At 69.5% G+C, this 20,807-nt stretch carries 19 protein-coding genes; 17 read left to right on the top strand and 2 right to left on the bottom strand.

Features of this window, described 5'->3' with window-relative positions:
• The first annotated feature begins 8 nt into the window (after positions 1-8).
• From SYV04_RS32580 to SYV04_RS32550, 7 genes are read left to right on the top strand one after another with little or no spacing between them, the layout of a single operon-like run.
• On the top strand, positions 9-2,225 hold the full coding sequence (locus SYV04_RS32580) for a type VI secretion system Vgr family protein (RefSeq protein WP_321549877.1): 2,217 nt from the start codon (positions 9-11) through the stop codon (positions 2,223-2,225).
• Positions 2,226-2,238: 13 nt separating this feature from the next.
• Entirely contained in the window at positions 2,239-4,905 is a 2,667-nt protein-coding gene (locus SYV04_RS32575) for a type VI secretion system Vgr family protein (RefSeq protein WP_321549876.1), read from the top strand.
• Positions 4,906-4,921: 16 nt separating this feature from the next.
• Entirely contained in the window at positions 4,922-5,416 is a 495-nt protein-coding gene (locus SYV04_RS32570; RefSeq protein ID WP_321549875.1) for a hypothetical protein, read from the top strand.
• An 11-nt stretch (positions 5,417-5,427) separates the two neighbouring features.
• A complete protein-coding gene (locus SYV04_RS32565) occupies positions 5,428-5,805 on the top strand; it encodes a PAAR-like domain-containing protein (protein ID WP_321549874.1) in 378 nt (125 codons plus the stop codon).
• 10 nt (positions 5,806-5,815) lie between these two features.
• Positions 5,816-7,798 carry a hypothetical protein gene (locus SYV04_RS32560; RefSeq protein ID WP_321549873.1) on the top strand — a complete coding sequence of 661 codons (1,983 nt, stop codon included), beginning with the start codon at positions 5,816-5,818 and terminating at the stop codon, positions 7,796-7,798.
• Positions 7,799-7,804: 6 nt separating this feature from the next.
• Positions 7,805-8,833, top strand: coding sequence for a DUF2169 family type VI secretion system accessory protein (locus SYV04_RS32555; RefSeq protein ID WP_321549872.1), 1,029 nt, complete (start codon positions 7,805-7,807; stop codon positions 8,831-8,833).
• On the top strand, positions 8,830-9,924 hold the full coding sequence (locus SYV04_RS32550) for a hypothetical protein (protein WP_321549871.1): 1,095 nt from the start codon (positions 8,830-8,832) through the stop codon (positions 9,922-9,924). Before SYV04_RS32555 ends, SYV04_RS32550 begins: the two co-directional genes overlap by 4 nt.
• A gap of 9 nt (positions 9,925-9,933) precedes the next feature.
• On the opposite strand, the gene SYV04_RS32545 is transcribed toward SYV04_RS32550, so the two are convergent.
• On the bottom strand, positions 9,934-10,860 hold the full coding sequence (locus SYV04_RS32545) for a type VI immunity family protein (RefSeq protein WP_321549870.1): 927 nt from the start codon (positions 10,858-10,860) through the stop codon (positions 9,934-9,936).
• A 117-nt stretch (positions 10,861-10,977) separates the two neighbouring features.
• Here SYV04_RS32545 and SYV04_RS32540 point away from each other — a divergent pair, with 117 nt between their 5' ends.
• From SYV04_RS32540 to SYV04_RS32530, 3 genes are read left to right on the top strand one after another with little or no spacing between them, the layout of a single operon-like run.
• A complete protein-coding gene (locus SYV04_RS32540; protein ID WP_321549869.1) occupies positions 10,978-11,295 on the top strand; it encodes a hypothetical protein in 318 nt (105 codons plus the stop codon).
• Positions 11,296-11,301: 6 nt separating this feature from the next.
• Positions 11,302-12,207, top strand: a complete 906-nt coding sequence (locus SYV04_RS32535; protein WP_321549868.1) for a hypothetical protein — start codon at positions 11,302-11,304, stop codon at positions 12,205-12,207.
• A 9-nt stretch (positions 12,208-12,216) separates the two neighbouring features.
• Complete coding sequence (locus SYV04_RS32530; protein ID WP_321549867.1) at positions 12,217-13,368, top strand: hypothetical protein; 1,152 nt, start codon at positions 12,217-12,219, stop codon at positions 13,366-13,368.
• A 70-nt stretch (positions 13,369-13,438) separates the two neighbouring features.
• Here the strand turns inward: SYV04_RS32530 and SYV04_RS32525 are convergent, their stop codons facing one another.
• Positions 13,439-13,786: a YtxH domain-containing protein gene (locus tag SYV04_RS32525; RefSeq protein ID WP_321549866.1), complete on the bottom strand. Its 348-nt coding sequence runs from the start codon at positions 13,784-13,786 to the stop codon at positions 13,439-13,441.
• Between the two features lie 219 nt (positions 13,787-14,005).
• Here SYV04_RS32525 and SYV04_RS32520 point away from each other — a divergent pair, with 219 nt between their 5' ends.
• The 7 genes from SYV04_RS32520 to SYV04_RS32490 all read left to right on the top strand — a co-directional run bounded on the left by SYV04_RS32520 (position 14,006) and on the right by SYV04_RS32490 (position 20,722).
• On the top strand, positions 14,006-15,535 hold the full coding sequence (locus SYV04_RS32520) for an acyl-CoA carboxylase subunit beta (protein WP_321549865.1): 1,530 nt from the start codon (positions 14,006-14,008) through the stop codon (positions 15,533-15,535).
• Positions 15,536-15,673: 138 nt separating this feature from the next.
• Positions 15,674-16,816 (top strand): acyl-CoA dehydrogenase family protein, encoded by a 1,143-nt coding sequence (locus tag SYV04_RS32515; protein WP_321549864.1) that lies wholly within the window; start codon positions 15,674-15,676, stop codon positions 16,814-16,816.
• Positions 16,817-16,819: 3 nt separating this feature from the next.
• Positions 16,820-17,689: a hypothetical protein gene (locus SYV04_RS32510; protein ID WP_321549863.1), complete on the top strand. Its 870-nt coding sequence runs from the start codon at positions 16,820-16,822 to the stop codon at positions 17,687-17,689.
• Positions 17,690-17,691: 2 nt separating this feature from the next.
• A complete protein-coding gene (meaB, locus tag SYV04_RS32505) occupies positions 17,692-18,732 on the top strand; it encodes a methylmalonyl Co-A mutase-associated GTPase MeaB (protein ID WP_321549862.1) in 1,041 nt (346 codons plus the stop codon).
• A 4-nt stretch (positions 18,733-18,736) separates the two neighbouring features.
• Entirely contained in the window at positions 18,737-19,459 is a 723-nt protein-coding gene (rnc, locus tag SYV04_RS32500; RefSeq protein ID WP_321549861.1) for a ribonuclease III, read from the top strand.
• A 44-nt stretch (positions 19,460-19,503) separates the two neighbouring features.
• On the top strand, positions 19,504-20,133 hold the full coding sequence (locus tag SYV04_RS32495; protein ID WP_321549860.1) for a peptidylprolyl isomerase: 630 nt from the start codon (positions 19,504-19,506) through the stop codon (positions 20,131-20,133).
• A 31-nt stretch (positions 20,134-20,164) separates the two neighbouring features.
• Positions 20,165-20,722: a peptidylprolyl isomerase gene (locus SYV04_RS32490; RefSeq protein ID WP_321549859.1), complete on the top strand. Its 558-nt coding sequence runs from the start codon at positions 20,165-20,167 to the stop codon at positions 20,720-20,722.
• Positions 20,723-20,807 lie beyond the last annotated feature (85 nt).

Here is a 20,807-nt window from a genome sequence, read left to right as displayed (position 1 = left end):
AGGACTCCGTGAGCGCGCGCCGCCTGAGCCTGGAGCTGTCCTTGGAAGGGTTCGACCCCAGCGTCTTCCGTGTGCTGAAGGTGGAGGCCACCGAGGCGCTCTCCGAGGTCTGCTCCGTCCAGCTCGAGGCGGAGACGGCGGAGTTGCTGGAGCTGGACCCGCTGCTGGGCACGAAGGCTTCGCTGTGGATCCGCTTCGAGCAGGACAGCGATGACCGGCCCTTCCACGGGGTGGTGACGGAGGCTTCGCTGGAGGCGATCCGGCAGGACGCCTTCCGGCTGCACGTGGTCATCTCCGCGCCCCTGGAGCTGCTCAAGCTGGGGCGTAACTCGCGCATCTTCCAGGAGAAGAGCGTCCAGGACATCGTCTCGAGCGTGTTGGACGAGGCGGGGCTTGCCGACGGCTACAGCTGGGAGCTGTCTGAGCCTCCCGCGCCCCGCCTCAACGTCGTGCAGTACAACGAGAGCGACTACGCCTTCGTGTCGCGCCTGCTCCACGCCGAGGGCATCGCCTTCGCCGTACACAACGACACGGACAGCGCGCGGATCCTCTTCTTCGATGACAGCACCCGGCTCAAGCCCATCCCCGGCGACAACCTGCTGACGGACCGCGACAGCAGCAGCATGGACGAGGACGTCATCATCGACCTGCGGGACCGCCAGCGCATGGCCTCCGACCAGGTGTTCTTGCGCGACTATGACTTCAAGCGCCCCGCGAGCGATCTGTCGGCGACCCAGAGCGGCGACGGAGCCTCGGGGCGCGAGGTGTACGCGCACCCCGGTGACTTCCTGGAGGCGGGGGTCGGCCGCACGCTCTCCAAGCGCCTGCTGCAGCGGCTTCGCGTGGGGACGCGGGTGCTCCGAGGAGAGAGCTCGTGCCCGCGCATGGAGCCCGGTCGGACGTACTCCGTGACGGGGCATGCCCGTGCCGAGGCCAACCTCGACATCCTCATCACCCGGGTGGTGCATCGGGTTTCCAGCGAGGCCGGCGCCGACGGCAAGGGGCTGTACTCGAACGAGGTGACGGGCATTCCCTTCGAGGTGCCGTACCGCCCCGTCGAGGCCCCTCCCAAGCCGCTCATCGGTGGCACGCAGCTGGCGTTCGTCACCGGTCCCTCGGGAGAGGAGATCCACACCGACTCGTTCGGCCGGGTGAAGGTGCGCTTCCCGTGGGACCGTTCCGGCCTCACGGATGACCGCAGCTCCACGTGGCTGCGCGTGGGTCAGTTGCCGCTCAGCGGCTCCATGATCATCCCCCGCGTGGAGTTCGAGATCCTCGTGGACTTCGAGCTGGGGGACATCGATCGGCCCTTCGTCGCCGGGCACCTCTACAACGCCGAGCTGGGGCCTCCCTATGCGCTGCCGGGCGGCGCCACGCGCAGCTCCATCCAGAGCGCCACCACGGGCGGCGGGCCGGGCGCCAACGAGCTGCGCTTCGAGGACTCCGCGGGCGCCGAGGAGATCTTCTTCAACGCCTCGAAGGACTTCACGCTGCTGGTGGACAACGACGCGGCGATGACCGTGGCCAACCAGGAGAGCTGTTCGGTGGGCGTGGGCAACGTGCTGAGCGTGGGCGGCAACCACTACGCCAACGTCTCCGGCAGCCGGACGCTCTCCGTGGGCGCCAACCAGAACGTCAACGTCGGGGGCAACTACTCGGACGGGGTGGGGGGAGACCTGAGCCTCACTATCGGCGGCGCGCGCATGGTGAAGGTGGGCGGAGACCTCGCAGAGAACATCGCGGGCTCGCTGGATCGCACCGTGGCCGCGCTCCAGGTGGTAACGGGGATCGCCGGCTACACGCGCAAGGTGGTGGGGGCCTCCTCGACGAACGTCGGCGCCGCCTGGCTGGAGCTGGCGGGCAAGAGCCGCCTCGTCTCCGTGTCCACCACGTTCACCGAGACGATCGGCGCCCTCAAGTTCATCAAGGCCAAGCAGATGTCCGTCTCGTGCGGCGCCGCCTATGTGATGACCGCTGGCGCCGAGCAGATCAAATGTGGAGGCAGCCGGACCGACTCCGCCAAGGGCGCCGTGGCCCTCACCGCCGGCGGCGGCCTGAAGGTCAAGGCCACCAACATCACCTTCTCGGCGCAGACCCGGCTCGTGGTCCGGGGCGGAGGCTGCACGTTGGAGTTGCTCGCCAGTGGGATGATCACCATCAAGGCTCCCACCGTCATCGTGAAGAACAACAAGGTGCTCAACCAGGTGCTGCACAAGAGCAACTGAGGCCCTCCGCCCCATGAGCGAACCGCGACAGGCCGTGACCGCCACCGCCATCATCCCCGGACAGAACGGGGAGCTGGTCGTGCATGCCCTGCGCGGGGAGGAGGAGGTGTCTCGGCGCTTCGTGTTCGAGCTCGATCTCTCCACGCCGGAGCTCGAGCTGGAGGAGGCGCGCGGCGGCAACGTCCACGTGGTGCTCGAGGACACCTTCGGGCAGATGCGCGACGTGGACGGCGTGGTGGAGCGCATCGACGTCATCGCCTCGGACGATCCCGACCGGCCCGTGCGCTACCGGCTCACGCTGGTACCCCAGCCGTGGCTGATCTCCTATCGGTACGGCTTCCGCATCTTCCAGGAGATGGCGGTGCCGGACATCGTGAAGGCCCTCTTCAAGGACGCGGGGTTGGAGGAGCGCCTGTTCCGCTGGCGCCTGGAGGGTACGTACCCGAAGCGCGAGTACTGCGTTCAGTACGACGAGTCCGAGTGGGACTTCGTGTGCCGGCTCCTCGAAGAGGAGGGCATCTGGTTCGCCTTCGAGCACAGCGCCGAGGGGCATGTGATGGTGCTCTCCGACGCCAGCGGCACGGCGGAGACGCTGGAGCCGGCCTCGCTCCCGTTCCGCTATGACGTGGCCCATGGCGGTGACGCCGTGGCGGTGTGGGACTGGCGCGGCGGCGTGCGCGCCAGCGTCTCCAAGGTGAGCCTGGACGACTACGACATGCTGCAGCCCTCCAAGAAGCTGGCCGCCGAGAAGGAGGCCGAGGATACGGTCTCCTCGGAGTGGTACGAGGCCCCCGGCCGCTACACCCAGCCGGCGGACGGCAAGCGGCTCGCCCAGCGGCGGCTGGAGGAGCTTCGCGGGCGACGCCAGACCGCCCAGGCGCGCACCAACGCCATCGCCCTGGCGCCGGGCCGGCGCGTATCCCTGGAGGGACACCCGTTCGCGGATGGCGAGTACTTCGTCAGCGGGGCGCGCCTGCACGTGCGCTTCCACGCCTCGGACCTGGCGGGGCCGCTGGTGGACAAGGGCGAGGCCCGCTGTGAGGTGGCCTTCGACGTCGTGCCCGTGGCGCAGGTGTTCCGGCCTCGGCGTGACACTCCGCGGCCTCGGATCTTCGGGCTCCAGACTGCCCGCGTCACGGGCCCCGCGGGCCAGGAGATCCACTGCGACGAGCACGGCCGGGTGAAGGTCCAGTTCCACTGGGATCGCGACGGCAAGATGGACGACAAGTCGTCCTGCTGGATCCGCGTCTCCCAGGCGCACACCACCGGCTCGGTCATGATCCCCCGCATCGGGTGGGAGGTGCTCGTCGAGTTCGTCGAGGGCGACCCGGACCGCCCCGTCTGCATGGGGCGCGTGTACAACCCGCTCAACCCTCCGGACTACAGCCTGCCGGCGCAGAAGACGGTGTCCGGGCACCGCTCCAACTCGTCTCCCGGCGCGGGCGGCTCGAACGAGGTCAGCTTCGACGACTCGTCGGACAACCAGCGCGTCTACATCAATGGCGCCCACGACATCAGCATCAAGGTCGCCAACAACAAGAAGGCGAAGATCGCCCAGAACCAGAACCGCACGGTCGGCGCGGATCGCACCCTGTCCGTCGGCGCGAACGAGACGGTGTCGGTCCAGGGCATCCACAACGCCGCCGTGGGCGGCAGCCAGACGGTGAACGTGGGGGCCACGCGCGCGGTCAAGGTCAGCGGTGGGGTGACCGAGGAGATCACCGGCGGGGTCTCCATGAGCGTGGGCGGCATGGAGAACATGCAGATCGGCAGCCCCGCCGCCGCCGTGCTCGAGATCATCGCCTCGGAGGCCATCGCCGCCGCGACCAGTGCCGCCGCCATGGCCGCGAGCCGGGCCGAGGCGGCTCTGCTCGGGCCCCTGGCGCCTGCCGTGAATGCCGCGAGAGACGCCATCGGCACCGCTGCGGAGTTCGCGGGCCCGGCCGCGGCGCTGCTGGGGGGCGACAACCCGGCGGTCGCGGTCTTTGGATCGACCGTCGGGCAGCTCGCCGAGGCCTCGGATGACATGTCCGCTGCCTCCATGGCCGGAGGCATGGCACAGGCCGTGGCGAGTGGCGCGCTGGCTCAGGCTGGCCTGACTCCTCCCTCTGGCGGAGGAGGCGGAGGCGGCGGTGGAGGAGGGGGAGGCGGTGGTGGTGGGGGTGGCGGCGGTGGTGGGGGTGGCGGCTCTGGCACCTGGGGGACCACGGTCGACGGCGCGGTCACCGAGAGCATCGGGGCGCTGGCGGTCATCAACTCCGCGACCGGGGTGTCCTTCGCCGTCGGCGGCAGCTCCACGGAGTCAGTGGGCGCCGCGCGCATCGAGCTGGTCGGCGGCGGCAAGAACGAGCAGATCGGCGCGGCGAAGCTGGAGACGGTGGGGGCCTACATCGTGAACGTGTCCAAGGCCCTCTCCATCGACGCCAAGGGAGCCGTGGCGATCAACGTGGCCAGCCAGAGCCAGGACATCTCCGGAGGCCACTCCATCAGCGCGGGCGCCGCGGGCGTGGTGACGGCCAGCACCGTCAACCTCGAGGCCTCGGGGAAGATCACGCTGTCGTGCGGCGCGGCGGAGGTCGTCATCGACTCCAGCGGCGTGGCCATCAAGGGCGCGTTGGGCGTCACCATCGAGGGTTCCTCGGAGATCAAGATGAACCCGCCGGCCATCATGCCGGGCTGAACAGGGAGACATGACCATGCAGGCACTCAAGAGTCTGGAGCCTGAAGAGACCGAGTCCCCGACGGAGCCCCAGCGGCAGGTACGCCTGGCGCCGAAGCCCTCGGTGACGCTGCCCGCCATGAGCCTCGGGCGACTGGTGGCGCGGGAAGGGGAGGGGTGGCGGGTGCGCATCGGCGCGGCGGAGCACGTGCTGCCGGTGGATGCCTCGGTGGATCCGGCGCTCCTCGATGAGGCGCTGGCCTCGGGGGCCCGGGTCGTCGTGGACGGCTCGGAGACACCGATCATCGCGGGCCTGCTCGCCACCCAGCGCGCGCTGCCGATCGATCGCCAGGGCGCGGTGAACGCGCGCGTGCGCAGCTTCTCCGTCACGGCCGAGGAGAAGGCGCTGCTGCGCGTCCCTGGAGCCTTCCTGCAGATCATGCCGGCCGAGGTCGAGCTGTATGCCGACCGCGTGCTCACTCGGGCGCGGGAGATGGCCAAGATCCTCGCCACCCTCATCAAGCTGAACTAGGAGCCGCGCCCATGAGCGTCACCGCGCTAGGCCTGACCGTCGTTGGAGAGAAGAGCAAGCACCAGGTGGTGCCCATGGCGCCCAACATGTGCCACACGCCCGCGGCGCCCAGCCCCCTGCCCATGCCGTATCCGATCATGGGCGACTCGGGCTCGCTGAGCGTCAAGTGCAGCAACATCGAGATCGAGAGCAAGAAGGTCCACAGCTCGTTCTGCAAGACGGGGAACATGAAGGGCAACGAGCCCGGCGTCGCGCTCACCAAGGACATCACCGTGGCGGGCGTGAACCGTGGCGTGGCATGGGGCCTGCCCGTGCCCGCCGTCACCGTCCACTTCGAGGGCAAGCCCGTCTGCGTGACGGGCAACGTGGGCTTCGGGGACTCCCGGTAAGGATGCGGGCGTGAGCGGGCGGGTGGGCATTCAGACGGTCCAGGCGCTGCTCGACGAGGCGCTGCTGGGGCTGCGCGCGGTGGCGGATCCCGCACTGCCGGTCCGCCAGGCCGAGGAGCAGCTCGCGCTGGCCCTGCGAGAGGTCTACGAGGCGAGCGCGGCGCGTGGGGATTGGGCGACCCAGCGCGAGAGCCTCAAGGCCATGGCCGCTCACCTCCATATGGCGGCCACGCTCCTGGCGCAGGTGCCCACGGCGGACCCCGGCGGGATCGCCGAGCTGGATCTGATCCAGCAGGCCATGAAGGCGGCGATCCGGGCCGTGGGCGAGCCGCTCGCGGAGGACGAAGCGCGGCCCGAGGAGCGCGCGGGAGTCCGCGAGCCCGTGCGCGCCAGCCTCCGGGAGCCTCGGCTGCTCGATCCCGAACGGGAGGTGCTGCTGCCCGCCATCCCCCTGCCGGAGCTGCCCGAGCCCGAGGCGTCGCCTCCTCCCGCTCCCGAGGCGCCACCGCCGGTGACGACGCCGGCGCAGCTCGACGCGCTACTGGCGGCGGCGCAGGCCCGGCTGGCGGCTTTCGAGGCCGCTGGCGAGGACACTCCCAAGGAAGCTCCAGCGGAAGAAGACAGACCCGCCGCCACGGATGACGAGGCCCTGCACTTCCACTTCGGCACCGCGAAGCAGGAGCAGGAGGTGCTGCTGGGCCATGCGCGCACGTGCATGGAGGACCTGGGGATGTTCGGCCTCATGCGCCGGCCCCATCCGCTGACCGCTTGGTGGAACGGTGAGCGCACGGAGCGGCGGCTGGTGCGCCGCGTGGATGCCATCGTCGCCTGTGGCCCCCAGGTGCTGCCGCGGCTGGTGAAGATGCTGGAAGAGCGGCCGGAGCCCGATCCGGAGCTGACCTGGGCCAACCTGTTCCTCTTCGGCTCGCTGGCGGGGCAGGACGCGCTCGATCAGGCGCTGCGCATCATTAGAACGGTGGAGCTCGATGATCCCAAGATGGCCGAGGCCGTGACCGACGCGCTGGCTCTCGCGCCGCACCCGGGAATCGAGGGGGCCGTGCGACCATGGCTGGCGGCTGAAGGGGTTGCCCGGAGAGCCATCGGCCTGCGCGTGCTGGCGCGGCGAGGGGCACTCTCGGCGGCCGAGGCGATACGCGGCCTGGAGGATCCGGAGCTGGAGGTGGTGCGAGCCGCCAGCCAGGGACTGGGGACCACGCAGGGCGATGCTCCTCACGAGGCGCTCACCTACGCACTGCGTCACGAGGATGAGGAGGTCGTCCGCGCGGCGCTGGAGAGCGCTCTACTGAGGCGCAGCGAGACGGGCCTGGAGCGCGCCTACGCCCTGACTCAGGAGGGGAGGGGAGGGTTCGCGGACGCCGCCCTCTTCCTGGCCGTGGCCTCGGACGAGAACGGGGCGGAGGCATTTCGCGCGGCGCTGGCGGCGGGAGGAGCGCCCACGGTGCTGCGGGCGCTCGGCTGGTTCGGCAGCCTCGAGTTCATGGACGCGCTGCTGAAGCACCTCGCGGGAGAGGAGCCCGAAGCGAAGGCCGCGGCGTTGGAGGCACTGCAGCGGCTCACGGGCGCTTCCCTGACGGAGGACCTGCCGGACCCCGAGTACCCGCGTGAGGCACAGCCCTTCCTGCGCGCCTTCGAGCCGCCCCGGCTCGTGCCGGACCTCACGGACAAGGCTCCGATCTGGTCGGCGTGGTGGTCGAAGCACGACCGCAACGCCAAGGCGGGCACGCGCTACCGATTCGGGCACGTCTGGAGTCCACGGATCTCCTTGTGGGAGTTGGAGTCCCAGGACGCGCTCCCCGCGCAGCGGCGGCTGGCCCACGTGGAGCTGGCCGTGCGCACGGGCGGAGCCATCCCGCTGGATCGCGGGGACTTCGTCGCGCGACAGCTCACCCAGCTGGAGGCATGGAAGACACACGTGGAGGCCGGGGCCCGGCGGAGCAAGGCCGACGGCTGGGCGACGCGGTATGCGAGGTGAGGTGACGTGAACACGCCCGAGCTGCACAACGCCACGAGCTCCACGGTGGCCCTGGTCCCCCAGCTGGGAATGGACGGGGGCAACCTGGTGGTGGTCCTCATCAAGGAGCTGTTCTCGATCGAGCCGGGCAGCGCACGGGTGACGCGCGTCGGTGGCGCGGAGGTGCGCTACGCCGACGAGCCCTGGGACAAGGACAAGCCCGAGGCCTCCAGCGTGAAGCTCCCGGCGGACGTGTGCATCCGCAAGCCCTCCACGGACGTGGTGGTGGTGGGCCACGCCATGAGCAAGGGCGGCGAGCCGGTGAAGCAGCTCGACGTCCACGTGGAGGTGGGGCCCGTCGCCAAGAGCCTGCGCGTGTTCGGAACCCGCGTCTGGTACAAGGGCGCCCTCGGGCTGACGCTCGGTCCGCCCGAGCCCTTCACGAGCCTGCCCCTGCGCTGGGAGTACGCCTACGGCGGCGTGGACGCGAGCGATCCCAGCAAGCCGCCGCTGGAGGAGCCCCGCAACCCCCTGGGCCGTGGCGTCACGCGCGACTCGAATGCCCTGGTTCATCAGCTTGGCCCGCAGATCGAGGATCCGGCCGATCTGATCTCCACGGTGCGGACGAAACCCGCGCCCGCGGGGGTAGGGGCGCTGGGGCGCCACTGGGAGCCTCGCCGGCGCTACACCGGGACAATGGACGAGCGGTGGATGAAGGAGCGCATGCCGCTGCTACCCCTGGACTTCGACGAGCGCCACCACCAGCTCGCCACGCCCGCGCTGATCTGCCCCGAGTACCTCAAGGGGAGCGAGATGGTGCGCCTGCTCAACCTCTCGGCCGAGGGGCTGTATCAGTTCGCCCTGCCCAAGCTGCACTTCGGCGTGAGCGCCCGCACGGATCGCACCAACACCGAGTACCGGCCGGTGCTGGACACAGTGCTGCTGCGGCCCTCGGACGAGCAGACGCTGGAGCTGACGTGGCGCACCGTGGTGCCCGTGCCCCGGCCCTCGCGCCGCCTGGAGTACATCCAGGTCGTCGAGAAGGAGCCGGTGTGAGCGCGCCGCTCCCTCCTGAGTCCGCCCACTTCGGAGGCCGCTTCGGCGCGGCCCCCGTCATCGTCGGGACGGCCGCGTGGAACGGGCTGGCCTTCTCGCCCTACCAGACGTGGGCCTTCCGGCGCGCGGAGCTGTCCGCCTTCTCCGAGACGCCGTTCCGCGCGCCCAACGGCAAGAAGGTGACGATGGCGCCCATCCGCACCCTGCCCACGAGGGACTCCGGGGCCGCCCGCCTCGCGCCCATCGCCACCCGAACGCTCACCCAACTGCTGGACTCCCTGGGCGAGCTGCCCCCGAACGCCACCGTGGCGCTGGTGATCTGCCTGCCCGAGCGGCTGGGGGACAAGGCCTTCCGGGAACAGCGCCTCCAGGTGGAGCGGGCGCTGGTGAAGCCGTTGGAGGAGCGGGGGTTGAAGCCCCTGGTCCACGTCGAGCCCCGGGGACACGCCTCGCTCGCCTTCGCCCTGCTGGAGGCGGGCGCGGTGCTGCGCAATCGACAGGTCGACGTGGCGCTCGTGGGAGGAGTGGACACCTCCTACGATCCCGAGGTGGTGGAGACGCTCATCGCCCAGCAGCGCCTCTTCGACGGCGAGAACCTGAATGCCGCCCTGGCAGGGGAGGGCGCGGCGTTCTTCGCGCTGGCCCGTCCCGAGGTGGCGAAGCGGGCGCGCTGGCCCGTGCTGGCGCGGCTCGACACGGTGGCCACCGATCGCGAGCCGGCCAGGTGGGACAACGAGGTTCCCTGCATGGCCACGGGCCTCACCCGCGCGGGTCGGGTGGTGTCCGAGCGCCTGCGCGAGGAGCAGCGCACCCTGGATTGGTGGCTCTCGGACATGACGGCCGAGGAGCTGCGCATCCACGAGTTCCAGCTCGCCTGGCCGCGGGTGGCGCACGACGTGATGCCGCCGACGGCCGCGCTGGAGTTCCTCTCGGAGTGCCTGGGCGATCTCGGAGCCGCCGCCATGCCCACGGGCCTCGCCATCGCCGTGGAGGGCATGTTGCGCGGCGATCCAGGAGCCGCCACCTGCCTGCTCACGGGCTCCAGCGCGAGCGGGGATCGCGGCGTGGTGCTCATCTCCCGGGAGGAGTGAGCCCCCGCGTCAGCGCAGGTCCTCGGGGTAGACGAGGCGCCGCAGCCACTGCGCCGTCTTCTTCTCCTCGTGGAAGCCGCCCCAGTACTCGGGCGCCTCCTTCACGAAGTAGGGCTCCAGCACCCGAGCCACCTCCGCGTAGGCGGCGGGGTAGCTCAGCGCGTTGACATCTCCCAGCGTGGGCGCGGCACCCGCCTGGATGAGCGTGGCCCGCCGCAGCGCATGGACCCGAGTGCCCTCCGTCCACCGCTGCGCCTGGAGGGCCGGCACGTCCAGCCCGATCCGCTCGGCGAGGCCATCTCCCACGAGCGTCAGCCAGTTGCTGCCAGGCAACCCGTCGGCGGCGAACCAGCACATGGGATCCGGATCCTGGATATCGAGCCCCAGGAAGCGCTTGCTCCAGCGAAGCAGGCTCCAGAACGCGGTGGGCTTGAGCCACTCGTTCCAGGTGCCCATGTAGCCACCCACGCCACAAAGCACGGGCCAGCGCTCGCCGATCTCGTTCGCCAGCCGCAGCAGATCCTTCGGGTCATGCCGCTCGGGCAGCAGCAGTTGGAGGAAGCCCCGCCGCCCCCGGGCCGCATCCATCTCCTTATATAGGAAGCCCAGTCCGGGAGCCCCGAGCTCGTCCGCCAGACGGAAGGTGAACAAGTGGCGAACGCGCTCCTCGGACCAGGGCACGGGCAGCGACTCCAGGATGCTCTCGGCCGCCTCCGGCGTGAAGCGGTGCCACGCATCGAGCGTCGAGGTGGTGTACCAGGACAGCGCCTCCCTCGGCGCCAGCTGCAGGTAGCACTCGAGCAGGGCCCGGGCGCCTTCGCTCGCCCAGACGAAAGGCTCGTCCAGGTACAGCGTCAGCCCCAGCGCGCAGCGAGTCACGCTCACCTCGGGACTGTCCGCGAGCACGTCGACCCCTGGGCCACGCGACTCTCGCATCCTCAAATCCCTCCCGATGTCGGCACATTGGCTCCTGGCAACCCCTCGAAGGCTGTAGGACTATCAGCCGTGGATTCACGGAGGCGCAAGAGGCCTCCGCGAGCAGGAGGGTCGCCGATGGATATCGCGCAGGTCGCAGAGACCGCCGAAGGCTTCTTGCAGGACTACCTCGAGAAGAACAGCCACTTCACGCCGGATGCGGAGATCGACGTGGACGATCCGGCGACCCTGCGCATCTTCTTCTTCCGCGCGGTGCCACACCCCTCGCTGCCCGACACGATCATGTACATGTTCGTCTTCGGTCGAAAGCTCCGCAAAGAGGACCCTGAAGTCACTCAGCGCGTCGAGCAGAGCATGGCGGCGCTGAAGCAGGCGCACCCCGAGGTCAACCAGTTCAAGGCCCACCTCAACGTCAAGCGCGCCACGGGGGCCTGAGCTTCCATGAAGCTGGCACACGAGTTCCGGCAGGCCAGCGGACCCTCGGCCTGGGACTGCCACTTCCTGGCCGATCGCTGGGAAGGCCCGGGCTGGGTGGAGGACCATGCCGAGTCCTGGGTGGGACAGGTGGTGAACGGGCAGGTCTTCACGCTGCTGGGCCAGGTCGGGTGGCTCACCGGTCTGTGGCGCTCGCCTTCCGGGAGCGTGTACGTGGCCGAGGGCAGCCACCTCCGGGGAGGGATGCACATCAACCGGGCCGAGGATCCGCTCCACCCGGACTGGAAGTTCCACGCGCTGCCCTTCCTGGCCATGGGGGTGTGGGGCCTGGACGATCAGTTCGTGCTGGCGTGGGGCCCCAAGGTCGGCCAGCGGGAGTCCGCGCTGTTCTGCTGGGACGGCAAGCGGTGGCAGGAGTGGGACTCGCCGGGCGAGATCATCGCGATGCACGGGCTGGCTCGCGACTTCATCTATGCCGTCGGGCGAAACGGCCTCATCGCGTGGTGGAACGGCGGGAAGTGGAACACCGTCCCTTCCTTCACGCAGGCCGTGCTCACGGGCATCCACGCGGTCTCCGAGGACGAGGTGTATGCCTGCGGGGACAATGGGGTGATGGAGGGCTCGGTGTACGGCTGGTCCGAGGTGGTGGAGTCCCCGGGCATGGTGACGGACGTGGCGAAGTACGCCGGAACCGTCTGGCTCGCGGGGGAGGAGGACGGACTGTTGCGGCTCCAGGGCCCCACGCTCGAAGAGGCGGATGCCTCGCTGAGGGCCAGCGCGTTCGACGTGCGCGAGCGGCTGCTGGTGACGAGCCCGGAGTGCCTGGCGGACTCCCAGGATGGGAAGAAGTTCCGGCGCCTTCCCCTGGAGGGCTTCATCTCCCGCCTCAGTGATCGACCCCCGCTCTGGTAGGAGTCCCAGGTGAGTGACGCCCCAACTCCCGCGCCGCATACACCCGCCAACTACCTCGAAGGGGGCGGGAGCACCTTCTTCTCGCGGCACTGCCAGCAGCTGCTCATCAACGCCAAGCTGAACCCGGACTGGTTCGGCTCGTACTCGCACGTGGATCGGCTCTGCGGCAACGCCCGCGAGAAGTGCCAGCGCTGGGACAGCGCCACCCAGCCCGAGCGGGACTCGGGCACCGCCAGCGACGGCTCCCCGCTGCACCGGCCCACGCCCGGGGACCGGTACCTCGCCTCCTGCCAGTCCGGCCACATGGTGCGTGACTCGAACTTCCGTGAGACCGGGCGCTCCACGGATGGCTTGAACCGCAGTGCGCGTGGCGATCCCTGCCGCAACCTCGTGGACGGCTACATCAGCCACGAGGCGCCGGCGGTGCCCCAGCAAGGCCGAGCCGCCAACCCTCGCCACGAGCATGGGCGGCACACGGGCCTGGAGAACTCGAACACCGCCGATCGGCGGCAGCACAACTACGAGAACGGCCGCCCGGAGGAGCACTACCGCCAGCGGGACCGCCACGCGGACGAGGACAGCCGCACCTCGAGCTACGTCAGCGATCACCAGAAGAAGTGGCGCGGCGCGGAGCGGGAGGCTCGCAATCAGCCCCCCGGCGCGGGTGCCTCCAGCGGAGCCGGGGCCGGAGGCTCGGCGGCCAGCGCCGGGGGCCCCGGAGGCGCCGCGGGCTCGGGCCTGGGCAATGTGTCATCCCCCACCTGCGCCCCGGGCGAGGTGGTGGACGGGAACACCGCCGCCAAGTGCATCAACAACTGGCGCAAGAAGGCCGAGGAGCAGATGAAGCGCGACGTGGCGGACGCGACGGATGACAACGCCGCCGCCGCCACGCCCCCCGCCAACTTCCCGGGCCGGCATGCGCCGCCTCCGTCCCATCAAGCCCAGTACCAGTCGCACCTGGACCAGCGGGTGCTCACCGCCCGCGCGGCCTACAACGCCGCCAAGGGCACCTCGGGAGCGTCGGCGGCGAAAGGCGCGCTCATGAGGGCCTCCGCCAACGCCAACGAGTTCCGCAACGCCGGGTGCCTCGCCGAGCAGGGCGCGCGGCTGCGCGGCGATCCCGGTGCCGGGCCTCCCCGGACTCGCGGCCGCGCGCGATAGCGAAATAACAGAGGCCGGCACGCAGCGCGCACCGGCCTCCGGTGAAGCTCCAACTTCCACCTGAAGCGACTCAGGCGTTGGCCGTCTTCTCCTGGCCAAGGTTGATGTTCTGCTTGTTCAGGTAGCCCATGGCCTTGTCCTTGACCTGGGTACGCAGATCCACGCCGGGCGTGGGCGCCAGCATCAGGGCCACCACACTGCCCACGGCCGCGCCGATGATGAACGCGCCCAGACCGCCCAGGCTGCTCTTCACCGGCTTGGTGGTGGTGAGACCGATATGGCGCAGCACGTCATCGGCGTCGAAGTCATCCCACTTGTCCTTGGCGAACCGTGGAATGTCGTTGATGATCTTCTCCGCCAGCAGCTTCCGGTACAGGCCGCTCTTGGCAGCCCACTTCGCCTTCTTCGCGAACAGCATGTTTCCCTCCTGGGCCAGAACACTCGGGGGGCGCCGAGCCCCTCTGCGTCACCGCCCCCCGATGCTTTCTCAAGGTAGGCAGGGGTGCTCTGCCCGGCATCCCTGTGAAAAATCTTTCCCAGCGAGTGAGCAGGCGAGCGCGAGAAGGCCTGCTTGCGGTCATTCCCCCCGAGGAGAGAGCAGCCAGCCAAGCGCCTTTCTGGTATGTGGCCCCCCGCCATGTCCTACGACCAGAAGCTGCTCGAGAAGATCGCCGAGGTAGAGAAGGGCGGCGCGCAGAAGTACCACGCGAAGAACCAGGAGGCGGGCAAGCTGTTCGCGCGTGAGCGCATCCGGCTGCTGGTGGACCCGGACTCCTTCATCGAGGACGCGAAGCTCGCCAACAACGCCGACGCCGAGCTGCCCTCCGATGGCGTCATCATCGGCGTGGGCAAGGTGGCCGGCCGCACCGTGGCCATCATGGCCAACGACTCCACGGTGAAGGCGGGGAGCTGGGGCGCCCGCACGGTGGAGAAGATCCTCCGCATCCAGGAGACGGCCCGCACCCTGCGCTGCCCGCTGTTCTATCTGGTGGACTCGGCCGGCGCCCGCATCACCGACCAGGTGGAGATGTTCCCTGGCCGACGCGGCGCCGGGCGCATCTTCTACAACGAAGTCCACATGTCCGGCTTCGTGCCGCAGATCTGCCTGCTCTTCGGCCCCTCGGCGGCCGGCGGCGCGTACATCCCCGCCTTCTGCGATCTGGTCATCATGGTGGACGGCAACGCCTCCATGTACCTGGGCAGCCCGCGCATGGCGGAGATGGTCATTGGCGAGAAGGTGACGCTGGAGGAGATGGGCGGGGCGAAGATGCACTGCTCGGTGTCCGGCTGCGGCGACGTGCTGGTGAAGACGGAGCCGGAGGCCATCGAGGCGGCCAAGAAGTACCTGAGCTTCTTCCCGGAGAACTTCAGCCAGCTCCCGCCCCAGAAGGACGCCCTGGCGCCCAAGGCCAGCGGCAAGCGGGTGGACGAGATCATCCCCGCCGACCAGAACAAGCCCTTCGACATGCACGCTCTGATTGCCGAGCTGATCGACGAGGGGAGCTGGTTCGAGGTGAAGAAGCTGTTCGCCCAGGAGATCATCACCGGCCTGGCGCGCATCGGCGGCCGGGCGGTGGGCATCGTCGCCAACCAGCCCAAGTACAAGGGCGGGGTGCTCTTCGTGGACTCGGCGGACAAGGCCGCGCGCTTCATCTGGCTGTGCGACGCCTTCAACATCCCGCTGCTCTACCTGGCGGACGTGCCCGGCTTCATGATCGGCACCAAGGTGGAGCGCGCGGGCATCATCCGCGCCGGCGCGAAGATGATCTCCGCGGTGTCCGAGGCCAGCGTGCCGAAGATCTGTGTGGTGGTGCGCAAGGCGTACGGCGCCGGCCTCTACGCCATGTCCGGCCCGGGCTTCGCCCCCGACGCCACGCTGGCGCTGCCTCAGGCGATGATCGCCGTCATGGGCCCCGAGGCCGCCGTCAACGCCGTGTACTTCAACAAGATCCAGGAGAAGCCCGAGGAGGAGCGCGCCGCCTACGTGCAGAAGCTCCGCGACGAGTACCGGGCCGACGTGGACATCTACAAGCTGGCCAGCGAGCTGGTGGTGGACGAGATCGTCCCCGGTGACCGGCTGCGTCATGAGCTGACGACGCGCTTCGAGGTCTACGCCCGCCGCACCCAGCCCCGGAGTGAGAAGAAGCACGGCGTGTACCCGGTCTGAGGCCAGCCGAGCGTCCAGCTCTGGACGCTCTCCCGGGCCACCATGAGCGTGGCCCGGACAGTGTGAGAAGCGTAACTTGCATTCCCCCCCGGCGTGGCCACATGGCCGGGTACTCTCTGCGCTTAGATACCGTCGACCATGGACCTCGAACTTCCCGAAAGCCACCGCGCCCTCAAGGCCGCTCTCAAGGACTTCTGCGAGCGGAAGGTGAAGACCCAAGCCCGCGAATGGGACAAGGAGGAGAAGTTCCCCATGGAGGTGGTGCGCGAGCTGGGGCAGCTCGGCGTCATGGGCATGCTGGTGGCCGAGGAGTATGGCGGCGCGGCGATGGACAGCCTGGCCGTGGCGGTGGCGGTGGAGGAGATCGCCCGCTACGACGGCTCGTTGGCCCTGACCGTGGCCTCGCACAACGGTCTGGGCACCAGCCACATCCGCGTGTTCGGCAACGATGCGCAGAAGCGCAAGTACCTGCCCAAGCTGGCCACCGGTGAGTTCCTGGGCGCGTGGGGCCTGACCGAGCCCGGCTCCGGCTCGGACGCCGCCGGCATGAAGACCACCGCCGTGCGCAAGGGCGACACGTGGGTGCTCAACGGCTCGAAGATGTTCATCACCCAGGGCACCGTGGGCGATGTGTTCGTGGTGCTGGCCGTCACCTCGGCGGAGAAGAAGCAGAAGGGCATCACCGCCTTCATCCTCGAGAAGGGGATGCCGGGCTTCAGCCAGCGCTCCATCCACGGCAAGCTGGGCATGCGCTCCTCGGACACGGCGGAGCTCATCCTCGAGGGCGTGGAGGTGCCGGACTCGCAGCGGCTGGGCGAGGTGGACCGCGGCTTCATCGACACGCTGAAGATCCTCGACAAGGGCCGCATCACCATCGGCGCGCTGGCGGTGGGCCTGGGCCGGGGTGCGCTGGAGGAGTCGGTGCGCTACGCCCGGGAGCGCACCGCCTTTGGCCAGCCCATCGCCGAGTTCCAGGGCCTGCGCTGGATGTTCGCGGACATGAAGACGGAGATGGATGCGGCGCGACTGCTCGTCCACCGCGCGGCGTACCTGGCGGACGCGGGCCAGCCGTACACGCAGCAGGCCTCCATGGCGAAGCTCTTCGCTTCGGAGGCGGCCATGCGCGCCTGCAACAAGGCGGTGCAGATCCACGGTGGCTACGGCTACACCCGCGAGTTCCCCGTCGAGCGCTACCTGCGCGACGCCAAGCTGTGTGAGATCGGCGAGGGCACCAGCGAGGTGCAGCGCTCCATCATCGCCCGAGAGATCTTCAAGGCCTGACGGATGACGACCTCCCGGCTCGAGCAGCTCGGACTGCGCGTGGAGAAGGGCACCGCCGGCGACCAGGCGGTGCTGGAGCTGGGGGAGGGCTCCGCCCTGGAGAACCCACTCACCCACCAGCCCATCCCGAGCGTGACGTTTCAGGTCTCGGGGGATCAGCTGGTCCCCGTGGCGCCTCCGGCCGTGGTGGGGCTGCCCTCCATCTGGCTCGAGGGCGTGGAGAGCGCCGAGGCGCTGACGCAGCGCATCAGCGACGACTTCGATGAGTCCCTGTTCCACCTGGAGCGCCGCTCGGCGCAGCTCCAAGCCTTGGGACTGAGCCCCAGCGTGGACCCGGAGACGCTGGCGCTGACCGCGGAGCTGAAGGCCGGAGCCATGTCCTTCACCTTGGCGGCGAACCGGGAGGGGCACTTCCAGGTCGAGCAGGTGCGGAAGGCCGAGGAGGTACTGACGGTCGGAGCGGGGCACCGCTTCGAGCTGTCCGAGTTCCGAGAGCTCTCGGGGCTGAGCAGCTACCTGCTGGCGCTGGTGGACGAGGCCCTGTCCCGCTCGCAGGCGGCGATCCCCGCCAGCAAGGGGCTGGTGAGCTACGGGGAGCTGGCCGAGGCCTTCGGGTCCCAGGCGCTGGTGCCTCCGCGCAGCAGCCTGGAGGTGCTGGTGCAGCTGTCGGTGAACGGCGAGCCCTACCGCTTCGCCGCCGCCCGGCTGGCCGGCCGCACGTTCCGGGGCCTGCTGGCGGGCGCCAAGGGCAAGGTGTGGTCGGAGCGATTCGATCTGGATGATTTCCCCGGCGTCGTCCGCCTGGTGGCGGACCTGCTGAAGGTCCCCGCGGAGGCCGTGAAGGCCGTGGGCGTGGACGCGCCACAGGAGTGAGCTTGGCAACGGCGACGCAACTCTCGCAGCGAGTCATCGACGGTGACATCCGGGCCGCCTCGCGGCTCATGCGCAACATCGATGACGGGGTTTCCACCGCGCAGGCGGACCTGCAGGCCCTGTTTCCACGCACGGGTCACGCCTACATCATCGGCATCACCGGCTCGCCGGGCGCGGGCAAGTCCACGCTGACGGACCGGCTCATCGCCAGGTTCCGCAAGCAGGGCAAGCGGGTGGGCGTGCTGGCGGTGGACCCGACCAGCCCCTTCACCGGCGGCGCCATCCTGGGCGATCGCATCCGCATGCAGGAGCACGCCACGGATCCGGGCGTCTTCATCCGCTCGCTGGCCACGCGCGGCAATCTGGGCGGCCTGTCGCGCGCCACCGGCGACTGCATCCGCGTCATGGACGCCATGGGGCAGGACGTCGTCCTCGTGGAGACAGTGGGCGTGGGGCAGGACGAGATCGACATCGCCCAGATGGCGCACACCACCGTGGTGGTGACGGTGCCGGGCATGGGCGATGACGTGCAGGCCATCAAGGCCGGCATCCTCGAGGTGGCCGACATCTTCGCGGTGAACAAGTCGGACCTGGACGGCGCGGACCGCATGGTGCGCGAGCTGCGGATGATGCTGGAGCTGCGCCACGCGGTGAAAGCCGCGCCCATGGACCACGACGCGCACCACCGCATGGTGCGGGCCAAGGCCGAGGGGCGCCACGTGGAGGAGGAGCAGGGCCCGCGCGAGTGGGAGCCGCCCATCCTCAAGGTGGTGGCCGCCAAGGACACGGGCGTGGACGAGCTGGTGGAGGCGGTGGCGCAGCACCGCGCCTTCCTGGACGAGACGGGCCTGCGCAAGGACAAGGAGCGGGCCCGGGCCGCCATGCAGTTCATCGCCCTGCTGCGGGAGCGACTGCTGCGCGGGGCGCTGGCGAGACTCGAGCGGGAGCGCGGCCGGCTGGACGAGGTGGCCGGGCGCATCGCCGAGCGGAAGGCCGATCCGTACGCGCTCGCCGAGGAACTGGCGAGCCAGCTCTCGGAGTAGGCGCGTGGAGAAGCCGAGCCTTCAGGAGCGAGTGCAGACATTGGAGGGGCGGCTGGGCGTGGCCTTCCTCCGCAAGGACCTGGGCCTGGCGGCGCTCACCCACAAGAGCTACGCCAACGAGCACCGGGACTCCGGGATGCAGGACAACGAGCGGCTGGAGTTCCTCGGGGACGCGGTGGTGGACCTGGCCATCAGCCACCGGCTCATGGAGCGCTTCCCCAACGCCTCCGAGGGCGAGCTGTCCAAGCTGCGCGCCCTCATCGTCAATGAGGAGGGGCTGGCGCGCATCGCCCGGGCGCTGAACCTGGGCGAGTTGCTGCTGCTGGGCCGGGGCGAGGAGATGACGGGCGGCCGGGAGAAGAGCTCGGTGCTGGCGGACGCCATGGAGGCCGTCATCGGCGCGCTGTACCTGGGCACGGGCATGGACGCGGTGATGACGCTGGTGGACCGGCACTTCTCCGATGCCCTGGAGGGTGTGGCCCAGGGCCGCAGCGGCCTGGACTACAAGACGAAGCTCCAGGAGGACGTGCAGAACCGGCTCAAGCTCTCGCCGCGCTACCGGGTGGTGTCCGAAGCGGGGCCGGACCACGAGAAGACCTTCGAGGTGGAGGTCAGCATCGGCTCGGAGCTGTACGCGCGCGCCAGCGGCCGCAGCAAGAAGGAGGCGGAGCAGGCCGCCGCCCGCGCCACCCTGGAGATGCTTCGCAAGGACGACACCCCCCAGTGAAACCCCTTGGTCGGGGGGGAGGGTGGCGAATAAGGTCGCCCGCCATGTCCCGCCTCCTCGCGACCACGCTCCTCCTGGCCGCCACCCTTGCCAGCGGCGCCGCTCCCGCTGGCAAGTGGATGAAGAAGGCCCAGAAGGGCAAGGACCTCTACGCCACCTTCAAGACGAGCCAGGGCGACATCGTCGTCCGGCTCTTCCCCAAGGAGGCCCCCAAGACGGTGGCGACCTTCGTGGGGCTGGCCGCGGGCGAGAAGCTCTGGAAGCACTCGGTGACGGGCGAGAAGTCCAAGCAGCCGCTCTATCCCGGCACCGTGTTCCACCGCGTCATCCCCGAGTTCATGATTCAGGGCGGGGACCCCACCGGCACCGGCCGGGGGCACCCGGGCTTCCGCTTCGATGACGAGTTCCAGAGCGGGCGCACCTTCGACAAGCCAGGGCTGCTGGCCATGGCCAACGCGGGGCCGAACACCAACGGCAGCCAGTTCTTCATCACCACCTCCACGCCCACGTACCTGAACGGCAAGCACACGATTTTTGGCGAGGTGGTGCAGGGCTATGAGGTGGCGGTGGCGATCTCCCAGGTCCCCCGGGATGACAAGGACCGGCCGCTCACCCCGGTGACGCTCACGAAGATCGAGCTGAGCGACAAGCCGCCCAAGGACCTGAAGCAGTAGACCCCTTCACGAGCATTTCCGGAGCACCACCATGGGCATGATGGACGAGGCGCGCGAAGGTAGGGAACTGTACGCCACCTTCGACACCACCGAGGGGCAGTTCGTCGTGAAGCTGTTCCCCCAGGACGCCCCGAAGACGGTGGAGAACTTCGTCGGGCTGGCCACGGGCGAGAAGGAGTGGAAACACCCCCAGACGTTCGAGCGCAAGGTCGGCACCCCGCTCTACGACGGGACGATCTTCCACCGGTGTATCCCCGAGTTCATGGTCCAGGGGGGAGACCCACTCGGCCGGGGGAACGGTGGCCCGGGCTACCGCTTCGAGGATGAGTTCCAGAGCGGCAGGCGTTTCGACAAGCCGGGGCTGCTGGCCATGGCCAACGCGGGGCCCAACACCAACGGCAGCCAGTTCTTCATCACCGTGGTGCCCACCCCCCACCTCAATAACCGACACACGATCTTCGGCGAGGTGGTAAGCGGGTATGAGGTCGTGGACCGTATCGCCAATGAGCTTCCGAAGGACCCGAACGACCGGCCCACGGAGGATGTGAGAATCAACAAGGTCACGATTTCGACGTCGTCACCGCGGTAACCCGCCTGCCCGTCAGGCGGGCAGGGGAGTGCATGCAGACCGAGCAGTTTCACGGAGTCCTCCCTTGGGAGGGCTCCCAGACCAC

Source organism: Hyalangium ruber, assembly GCF_034259325.1.
Taxonomy (GTDB): domain Bacteria; phylum Myxococcota; class Myxococcia; order Myxococcales; family Myxococcaceae; genus Hyalangium_A; species Hyalangium_A rubrum.
The sequence above is the reverse complement of the archived record's forward strand: the minus strand, read 5'-3'. Positions and strand labels throughout refer to the sequence as shown.